Source organism: Streptomyces sp. NPDC093018 (assembly GCF_040684035.1).
Lineage (GTDB): Bacteria > Actinomycetota > Actinomycetes > Streptomycetales > Streptomycetaceae > Streptomyces > Streptomyces murinus.
This window is the reverse complement of the sequence record NZ_JBFBFF010000006.1, coordinates 342,220-365,298: the sequence shown is the minus strand read 5'-3', so window position 1 is coordinate 365,298 and position 23,079 is coordinate 342,220. Positions and strand designations below refer to the sequence as shown.

The 23,079-nt window shown below is 73.7% G+C and carries 22 protein-coding genes and 1 pseudogene; 14 read left to right on the top strand and 9 right to left on the bottom strand.

Annotated features, from left to right (window positions below):
* The coding region (locus AB0N90_RS17565; RefSeq protein WP_365197359.1) for a phosphopantetheine-binding protein at positions 1-228 on the top strand (228 nt) is incomplete at its 5' end.
* A 133-nt stretch (positions 229-361) separates the two neighbouring features.
* Entirely contained in the window at positions 362-1,591 is a 1,230-nt protein-coding gene (locus AB0N90_RS17560) for an MFS transporter (protein WP_365197356.1), read from the top strand.
* 49 nt (positions 1,592-1,640) lie between these two features.
* Here the strand turns inward: AB0N90_RS17560 and AB0N90_RS17555 are convergent.
* Positions 1,641-2,239: pseudogene (locus AB0N90_RS17555) on the bottom strand (FAD-binding oxidoreductase); the annotation flags it as partial.
* A gap of 57 nt (positions 2,240-2,296) precedes the next feature.
* Between AB0N90_RS17555 and AB0N90_RS17550 the strand changes: the two are divergent.
* Complete coding sequence (locus AB0N90_RS17550) at positions 2,297-2,734, top strand: MarR family transcriptional regulator (protein ID WP_361672715.1); 438 nt, start codon at positions 2,297-2,299, stop codon at positions 2,732-2,734.
* Positions 2,735-2,821: 87 nt separating this feature from the next.
* Entirely contained in the window at positions 2,822-3,406 is a 585-nt protein-coding gene (locus AB0N90_RS17545) for an isochorismatase family protein (protein ID WP_365197354.1), read from the top strand.
* Positions 3,407-3,526: 120 nt separating this feature from the next.
* Here AB0N90_RS17545 and AB0N90_RS17540 read toward each other — a convergent pair whose 3' ends face one another.
* From AB0N90_RS17540 to AB0N90_RS17530, 3 genes are all read right to left on the bottom strand, one after another.
* Entirely contained in the window at positions 3,527-3,712 is a 186-nt protein-coding gene (locus tag AB0N90_RS17540) for a hypothetical protein (RefSeq protein WP_365197351.1), read from the bottom strand.
* Between the two features lie 148 nt (positions 3,713-3,860).
* Entirely contained in the window at positions 3,861-4,229 is a 369-nt protein-coding gene (locus AB0N90_RS17535) for a DUF6479 family protein (RefSeq protein WP_365197349.1), read from the bottom strand.
* 65 nt (positions 4,230-4,294) lie between these two features.
* The gene (locus tag AB0N90_RS17530) at positions 4,295-4,579 is read right to left on the bottom strand and encodes a hypothetical protein (RefSeq protein ID WP_361672724.1); all 285 of its coding nucleotides are present in this window, start codon (positions 4,577-4,579) and stop codon (positions 4,295-4,297) included.
* Positions 4,580-4,819: 240 nt separating this feature from the next.
* On the opposite strand from AB0N90_RS17530, the gene AB0N90_RS17525 reads away from it, so the two are divergent.
* The 5 genes from AB0N90_RS17525 (at position 4,820) to AB0N90_RS17505 (ending at position 13,571) form a co-directional block, all read left to right on the top strand.
* Entirely contained in the window at positions 4,820-6,955 is a 2,136-nt protein-coding gene (locus tag AB0N90_RS17525) for a SpoIIE family protein phosphatase (protein WP_361672725.1), read from the top strand.
* Positions 6,956-7,389: 434 nt separating this feature from the next.
* Positions 7,390-7,605 (top strand): type A2 lantipeptide, encoded by a 216-nt coding sequence (locus AB0N90_RS17520; protein ID WP_361672727.1) that lies wholly within the window; start codon positions 7,390-7,392, stop codon positions 7,603-7,605.
* A gap of 103 nt (positions 7,606-7,708) precedes the next feature.
* Complete coding sequence (locus tag AB0N90_RS17515; RefSeq protein ID WP_365197346.1) at positions 7,709-8,515, top strand: HlyD family efflux transporter periplasmic adaptor subunit; 807 nt, start codon at positions 7,709-7,711, stop codon at positions 8,513-8,515.
* Entirely contained in the window at positions 8,512-10,737 is a 2,226-nt protein-coding gene (locus tag AB0N90_RS17510; RefSeq protein WP_365197343.1) for an NHLP family bacteriocin export ABC transporter peptidase/permease/ATPase subunit, read from the top strand. Before AB0N90_RS17515 ends, AB0N90_RS17510 begins: the two co-directional genes overlap by 4 nt.
* Positions 10,737-13,571 carry an NHLP bacteriocin export ABC transporter permease/ATPase subunit gene (locus AB0N90_RS17505; protein WP_365197340.1) on the top strand — a complete coding sequence of 945 codons (2,835 nt, stop codon included), beginning with the start codon at positions 10,737-10,739 and terminating at the stop codon, positions 13,569-13,571. The genes AB0N90_RS17510 and AB0N90_RS17505 overlap by 1 nt, the downstream gene beginning before the upstream one ends.
* Before the next feature lie 49 nt (positions 13,572-13,620).
* On the opposite strand, the gene AB0N90_RS17500 is transcribed toward AB0N90_RS17505, so the two are convergent.
* On the bottom strand, positions 13,621-14,499 hold the full coding sequence (locus AB0N90_RS17500) for a ribonuclease BN (RefSeq protein WP_365197390.1): 879 nt from the start codon (positions 14,497-14,499) through the stop codon (positions 13,621-13,623).
* Positions 14,500-14,745: 246 nt separating this feature from the next.
* On the opposite strand from AB0N90_RS17500, the gene AB0N90_RS17495 reads away from it, so the two are divergent.
* Complete coding sequence (locus tag AB0N90_RS17495) at positions 14,746-15,822, top strand: galactosyldiacylglycerol synthase (protein WP_365197388.1); 1,077 nt, start codon at positions 14,746-14,748, stop codon at positions 15,820-15,822.
* On the opposite strand, the gene AB0N90_RS17490 is transcribed toward AB0N90_RS17495, so the two are convergent.
* The 3 genes from AB0N90_RS17490 to AB0N90_RS17480 are packed head-to-tail and all read right to left on the bottom strand — an operon-like array spanning position 15,823 to position 18,346.
* Positions 15,823-16,584 carry a polysaccharide deacetylase family protein gene (locus tag AB0N90_RS17490; protein WP_365197339.1) on the bottom strand — a complete coding sequence of 254 codons (762 nt, stop codon included), beginning with the start codon at positions 16,582-16,584 and terminating at the stop codon, positions 15,823-15,825. It abuts the gene before it with no gap.
* Entirely contained in the window at positions 16,577-17,488 is a 912-nt protein-coding gene (locus AB0N90_RS17485) for a DMT family transporter (protein WP_365197336.1), read from the bottom strand. Before AB0N90_RS17485 ends, AB0N90_RS17490 begins: the two co-directional genes overlap by 8 nt.
* A gap of 6 nt (positions 17,489-17,494) precedes the next feature.
* On the bottom strand, positions 17,495-18,346 hold the full coding sequence (locus AB0N90_RS17480; protein ID WP_365197333.1) for an SDR family NAD(P)-dependent oxidoreductase: 852 nt from the start codon (positions 18,344-18,346) through the stop codon (positions 17,495-17,497).
* A 280-nt stretch (positions 18,347-18,626) separates the two neighbouring features.
* Between AB0N90_RS17480 and AB0N90_RS17475 the strand changes: the two genes are divergently transcribed.
* The 4 genes from AB0N90_RS17475 to AB0N90_RS17460 all read left to right on the top strand — a co-directional run bounded on the left by AB0N90_RS17475 (position 18,627) and on the right by AB0N90_RS17460 (position 22,229).
* Positions 18,627-20,129: an MFS transporter gene (locus tag AB0N90_RS17475; RefSeq protein ID WP_365197331.1), complete on the top strand. Its 1,503-nt coding sequence runs from the start codon at positions 18,627-18,629 to the stop codon at positions 20,127-20,129.
* A gap of 219 nt (positions 20,130-20,348) precedes the next feature.
* Complete coding sequence (locus AB0N90_RS17470; protein WP_365197330.1) at positions 20,349-21,344, top strand: iron-containing redox enzyme family protein; 996 nt, start codon at positions 20,349-20,351, stop codon at positions 21,342-21,344.
* A 14-nt stretch (positions 21,345-21,358) separates the two neighbouring features.
* Complete coding sequence (locus AB0N90_RS17465; RefSeq protein ID WP_365197328.1) at positions 21,359-22,051, top strand: HemK2/MTQ2 family protein methyltransferase; 693 nt, start codon at positions 21,359-21,361, stop codon at positions 22,049-22,051.
* Complete coding sequence (locus tag AB0N90_RS17460) at positions 22,032-22,229, top strand: CDGSH iron-sulfur domain-containing protein (RefSeq protein ID WP_085568099.1); 198 nt, start codon at positions 22,032-22,034, stop codon at positions 22,227-22,229. Before AB0N90_RS17465 ends, AB0N90_RS17460 begins: the two co-directional genes overlap by 20 nt.
* A gap of 215 nt (positions 22,230-22,444) precedes the next feature.
* Here the strand turns inward: AB0N90_RS17460 and AB0N90_RS17455 are convergent, their stop codons facing one another.
* On the bottom strand, positions 22,445-22,879 hold the full coding sequence (locus AB0N90_RS17455; protein ID WP_085568909.1) for a subtilase-type protease inhibitor: 435 nt from the start codon (positions 22,877-22,879) through the stop codon (positions 22,445-22,447).
* Between the last annotated feature and the right edge of the window lie 200 nt (positions 22,880-23,079).

Below are 23,079 nucleotides of genomic sequence, written 5' to 3'. Positions count from 1 at the left end.
CTGGACCTCGAACGCGTCGGCATCGACGACAACTTCTTCGAACTCGGCGGCCACTCACTGTCCGCGACCCGACTGGTCAGCCGGATACGGGCGGCCTTGGGCGTCGACCTTTCCCTCGCGGACCTGTTCGAAGGGCCGACGGTGGTCCGGTTGGCCAGCCGGCTCGACGAGACGAGGCGCGCGACTGCCACCGCGCGGCCCAGGCTGCGGCCCCGCGGACAGGGATGAGCCGGCCTTCCGGGTCGGTGACGACCTGCACGCGAGGCAGGTCGAGTGCGGTAGGCCAGGGAACCAACAGGGCTCATGGAGCGGCAGGTTGAGACTTCACTTCCGAAGCAGACCACTTGGTACGGTGCCCGTCATGGGGGAATCACTCGCGCCGTTGGCGCATCCGGCTTTCCGTTGGCTGCTCAGTGCCCGCGTAACGACCATGGCCGGCAACGCGATGGCGCAGATCGCGCTCGTGTTCGCCGTACGGGACGTGACCCAGTCGGTCACGGCGCTCGGTGTCGTCGTGGCGGCGCGCTCGATCGCGAACCTGGTGTTCCTGCTGTGGGGCGGTGTCGTGGCGGACCGGCTGCCCCGCCAGTTCGTGCTCGTGGGGTCGTCCGCGGTGTCGGCGGTGAGCCAGGGGCTTCTGACCGTCCTGGTGCTGACCGGGACGGTGTCCGTGCCGGCGTTCGTCGTACTGGCGGCCGTGAACGGCATGTCGAGCGCCTTCGCGTTCCCCGCCTCCTCGGCGCTCACGCCGCAGACGGTGCCCACCGAGCAGCGGCAGCGCGCCAACGCGTTGCTGCGCCTCGGGCAGAACTCGTCGACGATCGCGGGCGCGTCCCTCGGCGGCCTGCTGATCGCGTTCATCGGCCCTGGCTGGGGCCTGGGGGTGGACGCGCTGTCGTTCGCGCTGTCGGGCCTGTGCTTCGCGTTCGTGCGTGTACCGGCGGCCGGGGTCGCCGCCGAGCACAGGCCGGGGGTGCTGTCCGAGCTGCGGATCGGCTGGACGGAGTTCGTCTCGCGGAGCTGGGTCTGGGGCGTGGTCGTGGCTTTCGTCTTCGTCAACGCGGCGCACGCGGGCGGCACGATGGTCCTCGGCCCGGTCCTCGCGGACACCGTGATCGGGCGTGAGACGTGGGGCTTCGTGCTGGCCGCGCAGACCGTGGGCATGGTCGCCGGTGCCTTCGTGGCGCTGCGGATCAGGGTGCGCAGGCTGCTGTTGCTCGGCGTGGCGTGCGTGGCGGCGTTCGCGGGCCTGCCGTTGGCGCTCGCCATGTACCCGAAGCCGTGGCTGCTCATGACCACCGCCTTCGTGGCCGGGCTGTGCCTTGAGCAGTTCGGCGTGGCGTGGGAGACATCGTTGCAGCACCACGTGCCGGCGGAACGGCTCGCGCGGGTCTACTCCTACGACATGCTCGGGTCGATCGCGGCGGTTCCGCTGGCCCAGCTCGTGGTCGGCCCGGTGTCGCAGGCCGCGGGGATCACCGCGACCCTGATCGGTTGCGCGACGATACACGTGGTCGCGACGGCCGCGATGGTCGCTTCGCGGTCGGTGCGCGCGGTGGAGAACGTCGCCTCGGTCCAGCCGGCGGGCTGACACGGTGACGTCCCGCCCCGCCGGCAGGGTTGGCGCGAGTCCGAAGGATGTCGAGAGAGTCGAGGTAGGCGCCCTCCTCGCGCACCAGCTGGGCCATGCGCCCGTCCAGGGCCTCCAGCCGAGTGGGCGAGCAGTGCTCCGGGAGGCGGGGGACGTCGTCGGCGACGGCGCAGATGTCGTCGTGGCCGAGGACGAGCAGCGACTGGTACGGCGGCACGGGCAGGAGGTCGGGTTCGGCGCGCAGTGCGGTCACGACGGTGCTCTCGCTGCCGATGAGCGCCCTGGCCACGTCGAAGCCGTTCTCGGACAGCAGGGAGTCGGGGTTGTGGCCGGAGACGCGGCGCCGGATCCTCGGGTAGCCGCGGCGAATGCCGGCCAGGTGGTCGGTGGCGATGCGGTCGAGGCCGGGGTAGATCTCGCCGGGCGGGGTGGGGCCGGCCCAGGCGCCCTGCCCGTCATAGGCGAGGATCTCCAGGCGCCGCACCAGTTGTTGCCGATCATGCCGCCGGGGGAACAGTGGCTGTGGGCGGACGGCTTGGGGCCGAACTGGGGCTGGTGGCGGGCGAGTCGGGCGTCGAGTTCGTCGAGGACGGGGGCGGCGAAGCACGCGTCGGTCGTGTCGCCGGTGCCGCCCCTGAGTTTCTTCAGGCAAAGCTGAACAGTTTCAGCTGGACAGTCCAGCCTGACGGACCTAGGGTGATCGGCGTGGAAGACATCTCCGACGCGGCGGTCCGGGCGGCACGCGATCTACGGGTGGCGTTCAGCCGGCTGCGGCGCCGTATCCGCGAGGTCGCCCAGGACGCGGACCTGACTCCGTCGCAGGAGTCGGCGCTGACCCTGGTCGGCAAGCACGGCGCGGCCACCGCGAGCGCGCTGGCCGCCGCCGAGGGGGTGCGCCCGCAGTCCATGGCCACCACGCTGGCCGGGCTGGAGCAGCACGATCTGATCCGCCGCGCCCCCGACCCGGACGACGGCCGCCGCCAGCTGGTCACCCTGACCGACGCCGGCCGGGCCCGTGTCGAGGGCAACAAGCAGGTGCGCGAGGAGTGGCTGGCGCGCGCCTTCCAGGACCGGTACAGCGACGAGGAACGGCAGACGATCCTGGCGGCGCTGGAGCTGATGCAGCGGCTGTCGCGGCCGTAGCCATGGAACGGACACGCTGAACTCCGCACACCCCCGAACGACCCTGAACGACCCCTGAAACAACCCCTCGAAAGGCCTGACCGACTCATGTCGCTCACCACGCTCGACCCCCGTACCGCCCTCGTCGTGATCGACCTCCAGCACGGCATCGTGGGCTCCCCCACGCAGCCGCACTCGGGCGCCGACGTGCTGTCCCGCTCGGTGGAGCTGGCCGAGGCGTTCCGCGCCCGGAACCTGCCCGTCGTCCTGGTCCGGGTGTCCTTCGCCGCCGACTTCTCCGACGTCATGCCCGGCCGCACCGAGCAGCAGGGCGGCGGCGCGGCGTTCCCGGAGGGCTGGGACGTCATCGTCGACGAACTGACCGGTCACGCCGGGGACATCCAGGTCACCAAGCACAACTGGAGCGCCCTGTTCGGCACCGACCTGGATGTGCAGCTGCGCCGCCGCGGCGTCACCCAGATCGTGCTGACCGGCATCGCCACCAGCATCGGCGTCGAGTCCACCGCGCGTGACGCCTACGCCATGGGCTACCACGTCACCCTGGCCACCGACGCGATGGCCGACCGCGACGCCGCGACGCACGCGCACAGCGTCGAGAAGATCTTCCCGCGGCTGGGCGAGACCGGCACGACGGCGGAGATCCTTGAGCTGCTGGCGAAGACGCACGGCTGAACTCCCTCTCCGGCGACGCACGGCTGAACTCCGCGGCCGGACAGCGCGGCGGCCCGGTTCCCTCGTCCGTACGAGGGGCCGGGCCGGTGCGGTGCCGGGGGCCGCGGATGTGCCGCGCGCTCAGTCCTCGCCACGCACGATGGTGTCCTCGGGGCCGTTTCCCGGCCGCCAGGTCCCGGTGCGGTCCGGCACGGCGGGAACACAGGTACGCACCCCCAGGTCCGGGCGGTCCCGGCGGCTGTGCGCCTGCGCCCACCCCGTCTCGGCCCGCGGTATGTCCGGATTCTCGGTCGGCTGCGCGATCACGTCGTGTCATCCACCCTCTGCGTACGGCGTCCGGCGGGACCGGTACATCGGCCCCGCGGACCTGGTCTCGGCTTTCCGCCGCGGGTATCCGCCCGGCGTCACCCGTAAACGGGGGCCGCGCGTAAACGGGGGCCGCGCGGCGGGCCGTTCAGGTACGGCCGCCGCCACCGCCGCCGAAGGAACCGCTGGACCCCGGTGACCAGCGCGGACGCCGCTGGTCGTCGGCGCGCCGGGAGCGGATGTTGTCGAGCTGGTGCGGGGTGAGCCGCTCGCTCCCGTCATCGGCCCTCGGCACATCGCGGGGCTCGCGCATCTCGCTGGTCTCGCGGACCGGGCCCGTCGGCGGCAGCTTGGGCTGCTCCTCCGGGCGCGGTGGGGCGGGCTCGCGCTGACGCACCTCGAAGCCCAGCCGGAACGCCCAGATCAGTCCGCCGACCAGGACGACCCCGGCGACCAGGATGAGGACGTAGCCGAAGACCTGCCTGCCGGTGGCCGCTTCGTACATGGCAGTGTTCATGGCCGCCGGGTACCCGGGGCGAGCCGACGAATACCGGCTCACATGGGCCTTTCCCCGGCCGCCGGTCAGCCCGTCGGCGGTCTCTCGCCCGCCGCGGCGGCGCGTTCCACCTCGGCCTCGATGTCGGCGCGCGGGCGGCCGGTGTCCTTCGCGTACTCGCTCAGCGCGGTCTGCACATCGCGGGCGAGGTCGCGCCAGGCCCGCAGGGCGGTCTCATAGGTGCCCGACTGGGCGCCGGTCATGCCGCGTTCGGCCGGTGGGCCGTACGTCTCCCGCAGCTCCTCGACCGTGGTGTGCGCCGCGTCGGCCGCCCGCTGCTTCTGCACCAGTTCCTCGAAGGTGTGTGCCACCCCATCGAATCTAGGCGCGGTCCCGTCGGCGCGCCTGTCCAACCCGCAACCATGCACTCCGACACGCCCGACCCGCTCCAGGCGGCCGGCGCCGCGGCTTGGCCGCTGGTCACGACGGCGAGTCGTACCGTCCCCGCCGCCCGGCACGCCACCGGGGGCGCGCTCGCCGTGCGCGGGACGCCGTCACGGGGGAGTCTTGATCCGGGATGCGACACGCGGCCGTAGGAGGAGGTGGTCGGCGTGTCCGACGGGCCAGGGCCCGCACGGGCGGCGGCCGCCGGGACACCCGCCGGTGAGCCGGTGCTGTCGGTCGCCCTGGCCGCGATGATGGAGGAGGTGCACGCCCACTCCGGCGCCGTGTACCTGCTCAGACCCGATGAACCGGTCCTGGAGATGGCGGTGCACGCGGGCCTGCCCCGGGCGTTCGCGGCGCCCTGGGAGCGGCTCGGGCTCGGTGCGTCGGTGCCGGTCGCGGACGCGGTGCGCAAGCGGCGTCTGATCTGGGTGGGCGGCGAGGAGGAGATGGCGGGGCGCTATCCGCGGATCGCGGTGGTGCTGCCGTACTCGTTCGCGCTGGCCGCGCTGCCGCTGGCGACCGCGCGCGAGGTGTACGGCGCGGTGTTCGTGACCTGGCCCGGGAGCCATCCGCCGGAGCTGTCCACCGAGGAGCGCGTGCGGCTGACGGCGTCCTGCAAGCGGCTGGCGCTGCGGCTCGCCCGGGCCGCGAAGGAGCGCAGGCCGCTCGGCCGTGAGCGCGATCTGCTCGCGGCGCCCGGACCCGAGGTGGCGGGCACCCTGGGCTCGGTGGAGGCCGCGCGGATGGTGGACCGGCTGCCGTACGGCCTGGCGTCGCTGGATCTGCACGGCCGGATCGGCTACGTCAGCCCGGCCGCCGCCACCCTGCTCGGCAGGACCCCGGACGAACTGCTCGGCGCCCTGCCGTGGGTCGCGGTGCCCTGGCTGAACGATCCGACCTACGAGGACCGCTACCGGGCCGCGCTGCTGAGCCAGCAGCCCACCTCGTTCGTGGCGCTGCGGCCGCCCGGCGACTGGCTGTCGTTCCGGCTGTATCCGAGCCTGACCGGAATCAGCGTGCGCATCGGGCGGACGCGCCCGATGGCCGACGTGGCGCCGGCCGCCGCCCCGGTGGCGGCGGGGCCGTCCCGGCTGGTGACGATCTCCCAGGTGCTGAACCTGGCGGGGGCGCTGACCGAGGCGGTGGGGGTGCGGGACGTGGTGCGGCTGGTGTGGGACGAGCTGGCGCCCGCGGTGGGCTGCCGGGCGCTGGCGATCGCCTCGCCGCAGGACGGCCGGCTGCATCTGCTGGGGCACCGGGGGTACGACGATCCGAGCGTGGTGGAGCGGTTCGAGGGGCTGCCGCTGTCCGAGCGGACCCCGGGCATGCGGGCGCTGAGCAGCGGAGTGCCCGCGTTCTTCGAGTCCCGGGAGCAGCTGGGGCGGCTCTACCCGGAGCGGGAGGAGAGCCCGGACGGCTTCGCGGCGTGGGCGTATCTGCCGCTGATCGCCTCCGGACGGCCGGTCGGCACCTGTGTGCTGGCGTATGCCGAGCCGCGGCTCTTCCCCGCCGACGAACGGGCCGTGCTGACCGCCCTCGGCGGGCTGATCGCCCAGGCCCTGGAGCGCGCGATGCTCTACGACGCCGAGCACCAGCTGGCGCACGGGCTGCAACAGGCGCTGCTGCCGCACTCGCTGGCGTCGCTGCCGGGTGTGGAGGCGGCGGCCCGGTATCTGCCGGCCACCCATGGCATGGAGATCGGCGGCGACTTCTACGACCTGGTCGCGGCCCGGCCCCTGACGGCGGCGGTGATCGGGGATGTGCAGGGGCACAACGTGACGGCGGCGGGTCTGATGGGGCAGCTGCGCACCGGGGTGCGGGCGTACACCGCGGTGGGGCAGGGCCCGCACGAGGTGATGGCCAGCACCAACCGGCTGCTGATCGACCTGGGCGCGGAGCTGTTCGCCAGTTGTCTGTATCTGCGCCTCGATCCGGCGGCCGGGCTCGCCGTGATGGCGCGCGCGGGACATCCGCCGCCGCTGCTGAGGCGGCCCGACGGGCAGGTGCGGGTGCTGGACCTGGCCGGCGGCCCGCTGCTCGGCATCGACGCGGCGGCGGCGTACCCGACGACCGAGGTCGCCCTCACGCCCGGTTCGGTCCTCGTCCTCTACACCGACGGCCTGGTGGAATCGCCCGGCGTGGACATCGAGGACGCCCTGGCGGAACTGGGCGCACGCCTCGCGGAGTTGGGCGACCTGCCGCTGGAGACCCTCGCGGACGAACTGGTGCGCCGGAGCGTGCCGGCGGGGGCGCGGCGGGACGATGTGGCGCTGCTGCTCCTGCGCGCGTGCGGCGACTGAGAGCACCGGCAGCTGAAAGAACACGTGCAGCGATCGCTCCATGACGTTCAGTTCCTGGAACGTACCGGAATCCCCGCTTCAGCGAATCTGCACATTGAATGCTCAACCAAGCCACCGCGGTCAGCGCTTCTGCACATCCGGGCGCCCCCGGCCCGCCCCGGGCGGGTGCCGTGCCGGACGCGCCGACCGAGGCAACCCCGCGGCCGCGACGATGCCGTGCCGCATGTGAAAAAGTCGCCGACAAGCCGTGCCCGCGCCTGCACGGTTGCACCCCCTCGTGGATCAAGTTCCCTGGTGAGAGCCCTGTTTGAGTGGAAGCGCGGACGGCGTGCGTGCTTTGATCCTTCGCACCGCGGCCCGCCTCCTGTTGATCGCCTGTCGACCGGAGAGGCCGTTCCCCCCTTGTGAATATCCATATGAAGGGAAGTTCCATCATGAACTCCACCTCCCAGGTCCAGACCGCCGAGATCGCCGACGCCGAGCTGGACGCCGTCTCCGGTGGTCTCCAGGTGAACGCCCTCAGCACCGTGACCGGCGCCGTCAACGGCATCGCCCCGGTCTCCGACCTGGCCAACACGGCCATCGGCACGGTCGAGGGTGTCACTGGCCTGAACGTGGCCCCGGTCACCGGCCTGGTCGCCGGTCTCTGACCGAGCCCTCTTGTGATCCGTCGGTCCCGGAGCCGTCCCCCGGCTCCGGGGCTCTCGGGCGTCCCGACACATCCGCGACTCCCCCACAGGTGAGGGAAGTTCCGTGCAGTTCCGCCAACAGGCCCTCGCCAAACTCCAGTCGCCCCAGGAGCTGGACCTCCCGGTGCGGCTCGCCCGCCCGCAGGGCCGGCTCGCGCTCGGGGTCACCGTCGCCGTCATGGCCGCCGCCTCCGTCTGGGCGGTGACCGGTTCGGTCGCCTCCACGGTGAGCGCGGGCGCCATCCTCACCCACGGACAGGGCAGTTACGTCCTCCAGAGTCCCGTGGCGGGGCAGGTGACGGCCGTCCTCGCCCGCCAGGGCCGGCAGCTGCCCGCGAACGCCCCCGTGGTCAAGGTCCGTACCCCGCAAGGGGATTCGGTGGTCCGCACGGTCGCCGCCGGCCGGATCACCACGCTCGCCGCCAGCATCGGGCAGATCGTGCAGACCGGCACCGACGTGGCCGCCGTGGAGAAGGTCGCCCACGCGGACGACCCGCTGTACGCGACCGTGTACGTCCCCGCCGAGAACGCCGCCGCCATCCCCGCGGGCGCCGCCGTGGACCTCACCGTCTCCTCCGTACCGGCGCAGCGCTACGGCGTGCTGCGCGGCCGGGTGCGCTCGGTGGACCGGGCCGCGCAGTCCGCGCAGTCGATCGCCGCGTTCCTCGGCGACAGCCAGCTCGGCCGGCAGTTCACCAAGGACGGCCGTCCGGTCGCCGTGACCGTGGAACTGGACAACTCCCGTACCACCAAGAGCGGTTACCGGTGGTCGACGGCCGACGGGCCGCCGTTCCGGCCGGCCTCCATGACCCTCGCCGCCGCCTCCGTCCGGCTGGCCGACCAGCACCCCGTCGATTGGCTGCTCCCGTGACGACCGCTCCGCAGGAGACCCGCGGCCGCAGACGCGCCGCCCCCGCCCGGCGTCCGGCCCCCACGTCCCGTACCGGCACGGTCCGTACGCCCACCGTGCTCCAGATGGAGGCCGTCGAGTGCGGCGCCGCCGCCCTCGCGATGGTCCTCGGCCACTACGGGCGGCACGTCCCGCTGGAGGAGCTGCGCATCGCCTGCGGTGTGTCCCGGGACGGCTCGCGCGCCAGCAACCTCCTGAAGGCGGCGCGCGGTTACGGCCTGACCGCCAAGGGCATGCAGATGGACCTGGCCGCCCTCGCCGAGGTGCGCGCCCCGGCCATCCTGTTCTGGGAGTTCAACCACTACGTCGTCTACGACGGGACGGGCCGCCGCCTCGGCCGGCGCGGCGTCCACATCAACGACCCCGCCAAGGGCCGCCGTTTCGTGCCCCTGGAGGAGTTCGACGGCAGCTTCACCGGTGTCGTCCTGGTGCTGGAACCCGGCGCGGAGTTCACCCGCGGCGGGCGCAGGCCGGGCGTGCTCGGCGCGCTGCCGGCCCGGCTGCGCGGCACCGCGGGCACCCTGCCCGCCGCGGTGCTGGCCAGCCTGCTGCTGGTCGCGGTCGGCGCGGCCGTACCGGCGCTGAGCCGCACCTATATCGACATGTTCCTGATCGGCAAGCAGACCTCGCTGCTGGGGGTGCTGTTCACCTCGATGGCCGCCTGTGTGCTGCTCACCCTGGTGCTGACCTGGCTGCAGCAGGCCAATCTGCTGCACGGGCGGATCATCTCCTCCACCCTGACCAGCGCCCGTTTCCTGCGCCATCTGCTGCGGCTGCCGGTGACGTTCTTCGCCCAGCGCTCCCCCGCCGACCTGGTGCAGCGCCTGCAGTCCAACGACCAGGTGGCGGAGACGCTGGCCCGCGATATCGCGGCGGCCGGCGTGGACGCGATCGTGGTCGTGCTGTACGCGGTGCTGCTCTACACCTACGACCCCCAGCTGACGTTCCTCGGCATCGGCGTGGCCCTGCTGAACATCGTCGCCATGCGGCTGGTGGTACGGCTGCGCGCGACCCGCACGGCCAAGCTGCGTGCGGACACCGCCCGGTTGACCAACACGGCATACACCGGGCTTCAGTTGATCGAGACGATGAAGGCGACCGGCGGCGAGGACGGCTACTTCCGCAAGTGGGCCGGGCAGCACGCCGCCACGCTGGAGGAGCAGCAGCGGCTCGGGGTGCCGAGCGCCTGGCTCGGGGTGGTCGCCCCGACGCTGGCCACGTTCAACAGCGCGCTGATCCTGTGGATCGGTGGGCTGCGCGCTATCGAGGGGCATATCTCGGTGGGTCTGCTGGTGGCCTTCCAGGCGCTGGTCACCCGCTTCACCGCGCCGCTGACCCGGTTGAACGGGGTGGCGGGCCGCATCCAGGACTTCGCGGCCGACGTGGCGCGGCTGAAGGACGTGGAGAACTTCCAGGCCGATCCGCTCTACGCGCGGGGCGGCCCCGGCGACGAGACGCGGCGGCTGCGCGGCCATGTCGAGCTGGAGAACGTGACGTTCGGCTACAGCCCGCTGGACAAGCCGCTGCTGACCGGCTTCGACCTGACCGTGGGGCCGGGGCAGCAGGTGGCGCTGGTGGGCGGCTCGGGCAGCGGCAAGTCCACGGTGTCCAGGCTGATTTCGGGCCTCTACGCGCCCTGGGACGGGGTGATCCGGATCGACGGCCGCCGCCTGGAGGACATCCCGCGCGGCGCGCTCGCCGCCTCCGTCTCCTTCGTGGACCAGGAGGTGTTCCTCTTCGAGGGCTCGGTCCGCGACAACATCGCCCTGTGGGACCCCTCGATCCCGGACGAGGCGGTCGTCGAGGCGCTGAAGGACGCGGCCCTGTACGAGGTGGTGGCGCGCCGGCCCGGCGGCATCCACGGCAGAGTCGAGCAGGACGGCCGCAACTTCTCCGGCGGGCAGCGCCAACGCCTGGAGATCGCGCGGGCGTTGGTGCGGGGGCCGAGCGTCCTGGTGCTGGACGAGGTGACCAGCGCGCTGGACGCGCAGACCGAGCTGGTGGTGATGGACAACCTGCGGCGGCGCGGCTGCGCCTGTGTGGTGATCGCGCACCGGCTGAGCACGGTCCGCGACAGCGACGAGATCGTCGTGCTCCAGCACGGCACGGTGGTCGAACGCGGGCGGCACGAGGAGCTGGTGGCGCGCGGCGGCGCGTACGCGGCGCTGGTCAGGGAGCGTTGATGACATCCGTTCAGGAGGGGCGGGAGGGTTACGACGGCGACCTGGTGCTCGGCGCCCTGGGCACGCTCGGCACCCGGGTCGACTGCGCCGGATTCACCCGCCTCGACCTGGCGGGCCCCCAGGTGCTGTGGCTGGTGGCGGCCGGTGCCCTGGACCTGTTCGCGGTGGACGCCGACCAGCAGGGCCACTGGCACCATCTGGGCCGCCTGGAGGCGGGCGCGCTGCTGCTCGGCCCGGTCGCCGGTCCCCGGCACACCCTGGTGGCCCGCCCGGTGCGGGACTGCGTGGTGCACCGGGTGAACCTGCGCGAGCTGTACCAGCAGACGGCCACCCAGACCTGGTCGTACGACGAGTACGGGCGGCCGCAGTACGTGCCGCCCGCGTCCAGCCCGCTGGAGTACGCCCTCGCGCTCGGCGTCGGCCGCGGCCTGTCCGTCCTCTTCCAGGCCGCGCTGGCCGAGGAGCGGCCCGAAGTCCCCGCGGACGACGACGTGTTCTGGATGCAGGTGCCGCCCGGCAGCGTCCAGTACGGCTCCCTGTACGGCGCGGAGGCCGCCGCCGATCTGCTGATGGACCCGGCGCTGTGGCAGTCGCTGGTCGACCAGCAGTACCGGCTGCTGACCGCGCTGGACCGCTGGATCGAGCAGCTGGAGCGCAGCCATGAGACGCGAACGGCCGCCGGGATCAAGGCGGGTGAGGCGGCGGGCGCCCAGGCGGACCGCACCCTGCTGGCCTCGATCGGCCGCCGCTCGGAGCGTCGTACGACGGCCGCCGACGCCGATGCCACGTACGCGGCCTGCGCGTTGGTCGCCGAGGCCGCCGGGATCAGGCTCGCCGAGCCCGCGCGGAGCGGCGGCGAGAGCGAGCGCCTCGATCCGGTGGAGCGGGTGGCGCTGGCCTCCCGGGTGCGCACTCGTGCCGTACGGCTCGAAGGACGCTGGTGGCGGGAGAACGTGGGCCCGCTGGTGGGGCGGCGGGCGCTGTCCGGGGCGCCGGTCGCCCTGCTGTGGCGGCGCGGCGGCTATGCGGCCGTCCACCCCGGCAGCGGCCGGGAGACAGCCGTCGGCAGGGCGAACGCCGAGGAGTTCGAGCCGCGCGCGGTGATGTTCTACCGGCCGCTGCCCGACAGGGCGCTCTCGCCGCTCGGGCTGCTCCGGTTCACGCTGGGCGGCGCCCGCGGCGATCTGCTCGGGCTGCTGCTCGCGGGCCTGGTGACGGTGGCGATCGGCGCGCTGGTGCCCATCGCGACCGGCAAGGTGCTCGGCGAGTACGTGCCGAGGGCCGAGGAGGGCCCGATCGTCCAGGTGTGCCTGGCGGTGCTGGTGAGCGGGGTGGTGTCGGCGGCGTTCACCCTGCTGGAGAACCTGTCGATCCTGCGGCTTGAGGGGCGTGTCGAGGCGGCGCTGCAACCGGCCGTCTGGGACCGGCTGTTGCGGCTGCCCACCCGCTTCTTCACCCAGCGCTCCACCGGTGAACTGGCCAGTGCGGCCATGGGGATCAGCGCGATGCGCCGGATGCTGGCGGGTGTCGGCCCGGTGGTCGCCCAGTCGGTGACGGTCGGCGCGATGAATCTCGGTCTGCTGCTGTGGTACAGCGTGCCGATGGCGCTCGCGGCGATCGGCATGCTGGTCGTGATCGCGGCCGTGTTCCTGGGGCTCGGGCTGTGGCAGGTGCGCTGGCAGCGGCGTCTGGTGGTGCTCGGCAACCAGCTGAACAACCAGGCGTTCCAGACCCTGCGCGGGCTGCCCAAGCTGCGGGTCGCGGCCGCCGAGAACTACGCGTACGCCGCGTGGGCACGGGAGTTCGCGCGCGGCCGGGGGCTCCAGCAGAAGGCCGGGCGGATCAAGAACCTCACCGCGGTGCTCGGCGCGGTCTATCTGCCGGTGTGCTCGCTGCTGATGTTCATGCTGCTGGCGGGCCCGGCGCGGGGCACCCTGTCGGCGGCGGACTTCCTCACCTTCAACACCTCGGTGACGATGGTGCTGACCTCCGTCACCCAGCTGACCGGCTCGCTGGTGTCGGCGGTGGCCGCGCTGCCGCTGTTCGAGGAGATCCGGCCGGTCCTCCGGGCCGCCCTCGAGGTCCGCGCCGGGAGCACCCGGCCCGGTCCGCTCACCGGCGCGCTGGAGGCCCGCAAGCTGTCCTTCCGTTACTCCGAGGACGGCCCGCTCGTCCTGGACGGTGTCGACTTCGCCGTACGGGCCGGGGAGTTCGTGGCGGTCGTGGGTCCCAGCGGCTGCGGCAAGTCCACCCTGCTGCGGCTGCTGATCGGCTTCGACCGGCCGGTCTCGGGCAGTGTCCTGTACGACGGCCAGGACCTCGCCGCCCTCGACCAATCGGCGGTGCGCCGCCAGTGCGGGGTGGTGCTCCAGCACGCCCAGCCCTTCACCGGCTCCCTCCTGGACGTCATCTGCGGCACCGAGCCGTACACCCCCGAGGAGGCGATGGCGGCGGCCGAGATGGCGGGGCTCGCGGAGGACATCGCGCGCATGCCGATGGGCCTGCACACCATCGTCTCCGGCGGCGGCTCGGTCTCCGGCGGGCAGCGCCAGCGGCTGATGATCGCCCAGGCGCTGATCCGCCGCCCCCGCATCCTCTTCTTCGACGAGGCGACCAGCGCGCTGGACAACGACACCCAGCGCATCGTCATCGACAGCACCCGCAAACTGAACGCCACCCGTGTCGTCATCGCCCACCGCCTGTCCACGGTCCTGGACGCGGACCGGGTGATCGTCATGGAGGACGGCCGCGTGGTCCAGCAGGGCAGCCCGGCCGAACTGCTCGCGGACACGACGGGCCGGCTGCATGAACTGGTGCGGCGGCAGCTGACGTAGGTCCGGGCCGTCGTACCCGGCGCGGGGCGTCCCGACCGCGACAGGTCCCCTAAGGAACCTCGTCCTCCCCCGGATGCCCCCTCTCCCCCGGATCCCCGGTCTCCCCCGGGTCCCCACTCTCCCCGCCGTCCTCGTCCCCATGGCGGCGCAGATGGACCGGCATCACCCAGTGGTGCTCGCAGAACCAGCGGCCGAACAGGGCGCCGCCGTAGATCACGAAGCCGACGCCGATCAGCCAGGACTCCAGGACGAGGACGGTGCCGACCGCGCCGTAGCTCAGCGCGTTGGTGACGATGAGGGGCGTGAAGACGAGGTAGGAGAAGGCGCGCAGCCCGGCGAGGCCCACCATGGTGGCCAGCGCGCCCGGCAGCAGTTCCCGCCAGCGGACCTGGTCGCCGAGCAGGAAGTGCTGCCCCCACCAGAAGAACAGCACACCGCTGAGCCCGGACAGCAGGATCCGCTGGGAGCCGTGCAGCGCGGCCTTGGTCGCCACCTCCTGGTAGAGGTAGGCCGTCAGCACGATCAGCCAGGTGGCCTGCCGCCAGACCCGGTGCCAGGGCCCGGCGGCGAGGCCCCAGATGCGTTCGTAGGCGTTCTGCACGCTGCCCCCGAAGGACACGCCGAACACGGCGAGCAGTACGGCGCTCCAGGCGCTGGTGGTGCCGATGACATTGTGCGGGGGGCTGATGACGTCCGTGACCACGCGCGCGGAGGGGCCGGACAGTCCCATCCCGTCGGTCAGCCAGGAGGCGAACCCGCCCTGGACCAGCGGGTCGGCGGCGGCGACCACGATCAGCAGCGGGGCCAGCGTCACCAGCGCCAGGGTGGCGAAACCCATGGCCCGGTGCATCAGCTCCAGCTCCCGGCCGTGCGCGAACAGGGCCTGGACGCGGATCCACCGCCAAGCGCGGTGCAGGCCGCGCCGCAACCGACTCACGGCACCTCCCGTGCTCACCGCCGCGCGCGTGCGGGTCCGGCGTGAACGCGCGCCTGGCTTCACTCTGGCACGGTCCGGGCGTCCCGCCACGGAGGAGTCGGCCAGTCGGGTCCATCGAGGCGGTGCGACACGGCCCGGGTTGCCCGGTTCGGCCGTCCCGGCCCCGGAGAATCGGTCTCCGTGTGCGCATCTGCCGCGGTGCCCCGGCGGCGCCGGACGCTGATCCTGAGCGCGAGCATGGGAGCAGGACATGACACGGTCGCCGCCGAACTGGCGCGGCGGGCCGGGGGGTACGGCCATGAGCCGTACGTCGTCGACGTGCTGACGCTGCTGCCCCGCGGGTTCGGGGCGGGGCTGCGCGGCTGGTACCGGGCGGTGGTCCGGCACGCGCCCTGGGTGTACGCCGGGGTCTACGAAGCGTTCCTGCGCGGCGGTCCGGGCGGCACCCGGCCCAGCGGAGTGCCCCTGGCTCGGCTCGCCGGGGAGCGGCTGCTCGCCCTCGTGGACCGGGTGGACGCCGATGTGGTGGTGTCGGTCTTCCATCTGGCCGCGCAGCTGACCGGGCATCTGCGGGCGCGGGGGCGGCTGCGGGTGCCGAGCGCGGTCTATCTGGTCGACTTCGCGGTGCACCGGCAGTGGCTGCACCCGGGCAACGACCGCTATCTGTGCCTGACGGACGCGGCGGCCCGGGAGGTGCGCGGGAGCCTTCGGGTGGCGGCCGTGCCGACCGGTCCCGCCGTGGCCCCGGCGTTCTCGGCGCCGGCCCCGGGCGCGGCGCGCTGGCGGGAGCGGTTCGCCGGGCATGCGCCGGGCCGGCCGCCGGTGCTGCTGTCCGCGGGTGCCTGGGGCGCGGCGTCCCGGCCGGAGGCCACCGCCGCGCTGCTCGCCGGTGCCGGGTATCTGCCGGTGGTGCTGTGCGGTCGCAACCGGCGGCTGTACGACCGGATCGGCCGGGTTCCGGGGGTGCTCGCCCTGGACTGGGTCGCGGACATGCCGGGGCTGCTCGGCGCGTCGTACGCCCTGCTGGACAACGCGGCCGGTCAGACCGCCGTCCAGGCCCTCGCGGCCGGGCTGCCGGTGATCGGCTACCGTCCGCTGCCGGGCCATGGTCTGGAGGGCGTCCACCGGATGGCCGACCTGGGGCTGTCGGTCCTCGCCCCGGACCCGCCCGGTCTGCTGAAGGCCCTGGCCGGCCTTCCCTCGTCCGCCCCGGCGCGGGCGGCACAGGCCCGCGCCCTGTTCCGGGCGGACCCGATGGCGGCGGTGGCGGAACTCGCCGAAAACGCCAAGAACGCCGGCCCCTCGTCTTCCTGATCAGCCGATCCCGTGCTCCCCCAGCGGCCCCACCGTCAGCCCCGTCTCCCGGCAGTCCCCGACGATGCCCGGCAGGGCGCCGAGGGCCGCTCGCCAGCAGCCGGGCGCGGACTGCCGGTCCGAGTCGTGGAGCAGGATCGTGCCGCCGCCCCGCAGCTGCGCGGTGACCAGGGCGTGCACCGACTGCGGGGTGGCGTCCGCGCGCCAGTCCTTGCCCCAGGCGGACCACAGGACCGGTCGCAGCCCCACGCGCCGGGCGGCCAGCCAGCGCGGGGAGGTGAGGATGCCGTAGGGCGGCCGGTACCAGCGGGGGCGGCGGCCGGTGAGGTCGTGGACGGCGCGGGCGGTGCGGGCGACGCCCTCGCGTTCGCGGGCGAGCGCGGGGTGCCAGGGCCGGTCGTGGCGCCAGCCGTGCACCGCGATCTCGTGCCCGCGCAGGGCGGTCTCCGCGACCAGCGCGGGATGGCGCACCGCGTGTTCGCCGAGCACGAAGAAGGTGGCGCGCACACCGAGGCCGTCCAGCGCGTCGAGGAAGCGTGGTGTGGCGACCGGGTCGGGGCCGTCGTCGAACGTCAGGGCGACATGGTGGGGCGCTCCGGTGCCCGAGAGCCGGGGGAACAACGGCAGCCGTACGGCGGGGAGCCAGGTGGCGGCCGGGCCGACCTGGGCGCCCGCGAGCCCGAGCGGCAGCAGCGCGGCGGCCGTACCCAGGGCGCGCGCCGACGGCGAGGATGCCCGCCACGGGATCAGGTGTTCACTCATGGCGGGTCCGGACCTCACTGCCGTCCGGCTCGGCGGGTGCGTCCCAGCCCCGCCCGGCGGAGAGCGTGTTGGCCAGTCCGATGCTGCCCGCGCCGATCAGCACGATACCGATGGCCTCGGGGATCATCCGCAGCCCGAGCTGCACGGACTCCTCGAACAGCGCCCAGCCGAGCGCCACGCTGGTGAGCGCGTCGCCCAGGGTGAGCGCGGGCTGGGAGGCGGCCAGCGATCCGGCGCCGAGCGCGCTCTGGAGCAGCAGGAAGGCGACGAGCCCGACGGCGGCGGTGGCGTACGGCGACCAGTGGGAGAACATCACCCCGGGCCCCAGCCGCAGCCGTCCCACGCTCTCCTTGAGCAGCGCGGCGGTGGTCGCGAAGGACACGGCGGAGGCGAGGCCCAGCAGCGCCGCGCGGGCGGGCCCCCGTACCGTACGGGCGGCCAGCACCAGCAGCAGGACGACGGCGCAGGCCACCCCGCCCGCCATCAGCCAGGCCCGGGAGGTGGCGTCGTCGCGGCCCGGGCGCGGCGCGGCCGACAGCAGGAAGACGGCCAGCCCCGCGGCGAGCGCGACGAACGCCAGCCAGGTGCGGCGGCCCGGGCGGCGCCGGAAGACGAGGCCGCCCACGATCAGCGTGAACAGCAGCTCGGTGGCGAGCAGCGGCTGGACCAGCGAGAGGCTGCCCACGGCCAGTGCCCAGCCCTGCATGACGGCGGACAGCATCAGCAGGGCGACGCCGGCCAGCCAGTCCGGGCGCCGCAGCAGTCGCCGCAGCCCGCGCAGCAGCGCGCCGGCCCCGCCGGGTTCCGCCGGGGTGTCCACCGCGGCGGCCCGGCGTTGCAGTACCGAGGAGGCGGCGTTCGCCAGGGCCGAGCACAGGGCGAGGCCGACCGGGAGGGCGAGCACGGGCGCTCACCCGAAGCGGGCGGCGAGCCGCCGGTAGAGCCCCGGCGCGGCGCCGCGCACCCGGGCGGGCAGCCGCAGCCAGCCGGGCACGTACACCTCGTCGGTGCCGCGCCGTACGGCGGTGAGCACGGCGTCCGCGACCCGCTCGGGCGGCACCGGGCGGGGCCAGGTGCGCCGGTAGGGGGCGCCGCGCCGGTCGAAGAAGGGGGTGTCGACCACGCCGGGGACCACATGGGTGACGCCGACGCCGGTGCCGCGCAGTTCGTAGCGCAGCGCGTCGGCGAACGCGGCCACGGCGGCCTTGGCCGCGGAGTACACCGCCTCGCCGCGCACGCCCACACTGCCCGCGACGGAGCCGAGCAGCACGATCCGTCCGGAGCCGGCCGCGACCATGTGGGGCAGCAGTCCGCGGACGAGGTGCAGGGTGGCCAGCAGATCGGTGCCGATCAGTTCGTCGATGCGGGCGCGGGGCATGCCGGTGAACTCGCCGGCCCAGCCGACACCGGCGCCCGCCACGAGCAGGTCCACGCGGCCCAGGTGGTCGAGGGCGGCCTCGGTCACCCGGCGGTCGGCGCCGGGCCAGCTGAGGTCGGCGGCGACGGTCAGCGCCGACATCCCGGCGGCCACCTGCTCCAGACGGGTGAGGTCGCGGCCGTTGAGCACCAGCCGCCAGCCCCCGTCGGCGGCCAGCCGGCGGGCCACGGCCGCGCCGATTCCGGAGGAGGCGCCGGTCACCAGGGCCGTGCAGCGGGGTGTCCGCTGATCGGCGGGCCGGGCGCCGGGATCCGCCGCCGGGCCGGACTTCGTCACCGGCCGAGCGCGGTTCGACGGTCCTGCGGGGGACGGGGCGTGGGACATGGTGGCGACCTCATCGCGACGGCGTGCGGGATCCGCGGGCTCCTGGGCCAAAGCCCACGGTGTATCCAGGGCGCCACATCCGGATACTCCGCGCACGTGGAAGCGGCGCGGACGGGGGCCCGGCGGGCTGTTCCGTCGCCGTGTGGCCGCGCTTTTCCGGGCGCGACAGCGAAACGTTGCCGTTTCGCTCAAGCTGGTCTAGCCTCGATGCGTACGAAACCGTTTCGTTTATGTACGCCGTATGGCTCGCGCGTGAACGACTTCCCTGGAGTGGTTCCCCATGTCCCAGAAGACCCTGACCGACGACCCCCGAGCGGGGACCGGGGCGGCACCGCACGATGCCTCGCCCCGGCGGTGGTGGATCCTCGCGGTGATCGCCGTCGCCCAGCTGATGGTGGTCCTCGACGCCACGATCGTGAACATCGCCCTGCCCTCCGCCCAGCGCGACCTCGGCTTCTCCGACGGCAACCGGCAGTGGATCGTCACCGCCTACGCGCTGGCCTTCGCCTCGCTGCTGCTGCTCGGCGGCCGCATCGCCGACCTGTTCGGGCGCAAGCCCGCCTTCCTCGTCGGCGTCGTCGGCTTCGCCGGGGCCTCCGCGCTCGGCGGCGCCGCGAACGGCTTCACCATGCTGGTCGTCGCCCGCGCCCTGCAGGGCGCCTTCGGCGCGCTGCTCGCACCGGCCGCGCTGTCCCTGCTCAACACCACGTTCACCGACGCCCGCGAGCGGGCCCGCGCGTTCAGCGTCTACGGCGCGATCGCCGGGGCCGGCGGCGCGGTCGGCCTGCTGCTCGGCGGACTGCTCACCGACGCCCTGGACTGGCGCTGGACGCTGTACGTGAACGTGGCCATCGCGGTCATCGCCTTCGCGGGCGGCTGGATCCTGCTGGGCAACCACCGCGACGCGAGCCACGCCAAGCTGGACGTGCCGGGCACGGTCCTGGTCGCCGCCGGACTCTTCTCCGTGGTCTACGGCTTCTCCAACGCCGAGAGCCACCACTGGCACTCCCCGCTGACCTGGGGCTTCCTGCTCGCCGGCGCCCTGCTGCTCGCCGCGTTCGCCTGGTGGCAGACCCGTGCCGCGCACCCCTTGCTGCCGCTGCGGATCCTGCTGGACCGCGACCGGTCGGCATCCTTCCTCGCCGTGCTGATCACCGGTGCCGGCATGTTCGGCGTGTTCCTCTTCCTCACCTACTACCTCCAGCTCAACCTCGGCTTCAGCCCCACCAGGACCGGTGTGGCGTTCCTGCCGATGGTCGGCGCGCTGATGGTGGCGGCGCAGCTGGGCACCACGCTCCTGGTGCCGCGCCTCGGCCCGAAGACGGTCATCCCGCTGGGCTTCGCCATCGCGATGGCCGGCATGGCCTGGCTGACCGGCATCGGCCTCGGCTCGCACTACAGCGGCGCCGTGCTGCCGCAGCTGATCGTGACGGGCTTCGGCCTCGGTCTTGTGATGCCGCCCGCGATGCAGCTGGCCACCGGCGGGGTCGCCGCCGAGGACGCGGGCGTGGCCTCGGCGAGCGTCAACGCCATGCAGCAGGTGGGCGGCTCGGTCGGTACGGCCCTGCTGAACACCCTCGCGACCAGCGCCGCCACGCACTACGTGACCGGTCGTGACGCCACCAGCAAGCTGGTCCAGGCGCAGGCCACGATCGAGAGCTACACCACCGCCTTCTGGTGGTCGGCGGGCTTCTTCGCCGCGGGCACCGTGCTCACCTTCCTGCTCTACCGGCGCGGGGTGCCGCGGCAGGACGCGGGCGCGGCGGCGGTCGTCCATATGTGAGGCCACCCGGCCCGGCGGAGCCGCCGAGGGGCCACCTGGACCGAGGGGCCGCCGTCCGCAGGGAGACGGCGGCCCCTCGCCCATGTCCCGGGGACCGCACGGGGCACACGCCGGACCCGCGCGCGGGTCCGGACACCCAGGCCCAGGAACAGTCGGGCGGCGACCGGACCGCACCCGGACGGCGCCACTGACCTGCCCGGATCCGGGTACCCGGCCGCCATGAACCGAAGAGGACCCGAGCTTCCGCCCGCACGGGGCCCGCTGTCCGCGGCGCTCGTCGCACATCTGCGCGGCACCGGCCCGCTGCCCGCCCCGGCTGACTTCGGGGACCCTTACGGGGACGACCCGCAGCTCGCCCTGTACCTCTGCTACGAGCTGCACTACCGCGGCTTCGCGGGCGTGCCCGCCGAGGCCGAGTGGGACCCGGACCTGCTGCGTCTGCGGGCCGCCCTTGAGCACCGCTTCCTGGCCGCGCTGCGCGCCGACACCCCGGGGCACGAAAGCCTGGACGACGCGCTCGGCGCGCTCCTGGTGGAACCGGCCGAGGGCACCGGCGTCACTCATTTCCTGTGTGCCGAGGGCGAGTTGTGGCAGCTGCGCGAGTACGCGGCACAGCGCTCCCTGTACCACCTGAAGGAGGCCGACCCGCACGCCTGGGTGCTGCCCCGGCTGTGGGGCCGGGCGAAGGCGGGGATGGCGGCGGTGGAGTACGACGAGTTCGGCGGCGGCCGGGCCGAACGGGTGCACGCGCGCCTGTTCGCCGGCCTGATGCGGGACCTGGGCCTGGACACCGCGTACGGCCGCTATCTGGACGCGGCGCCCGCCGAGATGCTGGCCGTCGTCAACCTGATGTCCCTGTTCGGGCTGCACCGCGCGCTGCGCGGCGCGCTGGTCGGCCACTTCGCGGACGTGGAGATCACCTCCTCCCCCGGCTCCCGGCGGCTCGCCGAGGCGCTGCGCCGCACCGGCGCGGGAGCGGCCGCGCAGTTCTTCTACGACGAGCACGTGGAGGCCGACGCGGTGCACGAACAGGTGGTCCGGCACGAGGTGATCGGCGGACTGCTGGAGGAGGAACCGGAGTTGGCCGCGGACATCGCCTTCGGCATCGACGCGACCGAGTATCTGGAGGACCGGCTCGCCCGCCGGCTGCTCACCGAGTGGCGCGCGGCCCGGTCCTCGCTGCGCATCCCCCTCGAACAGCCGAGCACGATATAAGCCATATTTTCGAAATGTCCGGGTACTCGCGTCACGTGATCGCTTTGCTGCTTCCGGGCGTCTACGCCCCTCAGGACGACACCGCGCTGCTGGCCGAGGCCCTGGGCGAGGAGGCGGTGCCCGCCGGGGCGCGGGTGCTCGACGTGGGCACCGGGAGCGGGGCGCTGGCACTGGCGGCGGCCCGGCGGGGTGCCGAGGTGACCGCGGTGGACGTGTCCCGGCGGGCGGTGTGGACGGCCCGGCTGAACGCCCTGCTGTTCCGGCTGCCGGTACGGATCCGGCGCGGCGACCTCTTCGCACCGGCGCGCGGACGGTCGTACGACGTGATCCTCGCGAACCCGCCCTATGTCCCCGCCCCGCACGGCGGGCGCGGTCCGCACGGTGGGCAAGGTCCGCGCGGCCGGTCCCGGGCCTGGGACGCGGGCCATGACGGACGGCTGCTGCTGGACCGGATCTGCCGGGACGCACCCACACTGCTGGCGTCCCGGGGCGTGCTGCTGATCGTGCAGTCGGCGCTGAGCGACCCCGGGCACACCCTGGAACTGCTGCGCGGCGCGGACCTGAAGGCCGCGGTGGTGCGGCGGCGCCGGCTCGCGCTGGGTCCCGTGCTGCGCTCCCGGGAGGACTGGCTGCGCCGGCGCGGGCTGCTCGCGCCGCACGAGAGAACGGAAGAGCTGGTGGTGATCCGTGCCGAACGAACCCGCTGACCGCGCCCGCCGGATCACCGTGCGGCGGCGGGGGCCGCTGCTCGTGGAGGGTCCGGTCGAGGTGGAACTGGAAGACGGTACGACGGTGTCCTCGGACCGCTTCCGTGTCGCTCTGTGCACCTGTCGGCGCAGTCGCCGCTACCCGTGGTGCGACACGAGCCATCGACGCAAGGCCTGAGCACCGTTCGTTTTTCGCCGCTCCCCGGGAGGCCCCCCACGGGCCTGTCCGGGGAGCGGCTCTGTGTGCCGGAATACCGGCGGGCGACCCCACTTCGCCCGGCGGTCCGGCGCGAGATCACGGGTTCCCCGTTCCGAGAGGTCCGCACTCCCCAGTCACGGTCCTGATCCGGTGTGTACGGAGACCCTGCGATCCCGGTCCTTGGGCAGCCCTCGCTAGAACGCGAAGAGGCTGCCGCCGACGGCGTCCCGCTCACAGGAGTTGCCGAACGTGCGCTCGTAGCTGACCCGCTGGCCCTGCCACACGCCCTGGGCGGTGACGACCACGGGGTCGTAGAGCTTGTTGCACCAGACGTCGTCGCGCGCCTTGAGGGCGGCGAAGTCGCCGCCGACACCGCGCAGTTCCGCGCAGGCCGCGGGGGCGGCCGGGTGGGTGCCGGAGGAGGTCGGGGCGCAGCTGAGTGTGACGGCGCGTTCGGGGGTCGCGGTGGCCGCTTCGCCGCCGTGGCCGATGGTCAGCACCAGCGCCGAGGGGGCGTAGAGCGAGGCCGGGGCGGCGTCCGGGGCGGCGACGGCGGCCCCGGTCAGGGGTCCGCAGACGGCGACGGCCGTGAGGCCGAGGGCCGCTGCCCAGCGCGCGGTGTTCCGCATGGTATGCATCCTTCCGCTCGAACTAGACGGGTGCCGGCTCCGTTTCCGGTAGGACGTCGGAGCGGCGAGCGCCACTCTGCCGAGTCCCCGCCGGAAACACACATCGACCCCACAGGTTTCGGTAACATTTCGTGTTGAAGCAGTGGCGTGAAGTCACGGAATTCGAACGGCGGGGCCCCGGAACTGGGCGGCGGGAGCCC

Excerpts from the sequence above, each read along its gene's own strand:
- AB0N90_RS17505 (WP_365197340.1), top strand. The coding sequence starts at position 10,737 with ATGACATCCGTTCAGGAGGGGCGGGAGGGTTACGACGGCGACCTGGTG.
- AB0N90_RS17545 (WP_365197354.1), top strand. The coding sequence starts at position 2,822 with ATGTCGCTCACCACGCTCGACCCCCGTACCGCCCTCGTCGTGATCGAC.
- AB0N90_RS17490 (WP_365197339.1), bottom strand. The coding sequence starts at position 16,584 with ATGAGTGAACACCTGATCCCGTGGCGGGCATCCTCGCCGTCGGCGCGC.
- AB0N90_RS17465 (WP_365197328.1), top strand. The coding sequence starts at position 21,359 with ATGTCCGGGTACTCGCGTCACGTGATCGCTTTGCTGCTTCCGGGCGTC.
- AB0N90_RS17480 (WP_365197333.1), bottom strand. The coding sequence starts at position 18,346 with ATGTCCCACGCCCCGTCCCCCGCAGGACCGTCGAACCGCGCTCGGCCG.
- AB0N90_RS17470 (WP_365197330.1), top strand. The coding sequence starts at position 20,349 with ATGAACCGAAGAGGACCCGAGCTTCCGCCCGCACGGGGCCCGCTGTCC.
- AB0N90_RS17475 (WP_365197331.1), top strand. The coding sequence starts at position 18,627 with ATGTCCCAGAAGACCCTGACCGACGACCCCCGAGCGGGGACCGGGGCG.
- AB0N90_RS17535 (WP_365197349.1), bottom strand. The coding sequence starts at position 4,229 with ATGAACACTGCCATGTACGAAGCGGCCACCGGCAGGCAGGTCTTCGGC.
- AB0N90_RS17455 (WP_085568909.1), bottom strand. The coding sequence starts at position 22,879 with ATGCGGAACACCGCGCGCTGGGCAGCGGCCCTCGGCCTCACGGCCGTC.
- AB0N90_RS17495 (WP_365197388.1), top strand. The coding sequence starts at position 14,746 with ATGGGAGCAGGACATGACACGGTCGCCGCCGAACTGGCGCGGCGGGCC.
- AB0N90_RS17560 (WP_365197356.1), top strand. The coding sequence starts at position 362 with ATGGGGGAATCACTCGCGCCGTTGGCGCATCCGGCTTTCCGTTGGCTG.
- AB0N90_RS17520 (WP_361672727.1), top strand. The coding sequence starts at position 7,390 with ATGAACTCCACCTCCCAGGTCCAGACCGCCGAGATCGCCGACGCCGAG.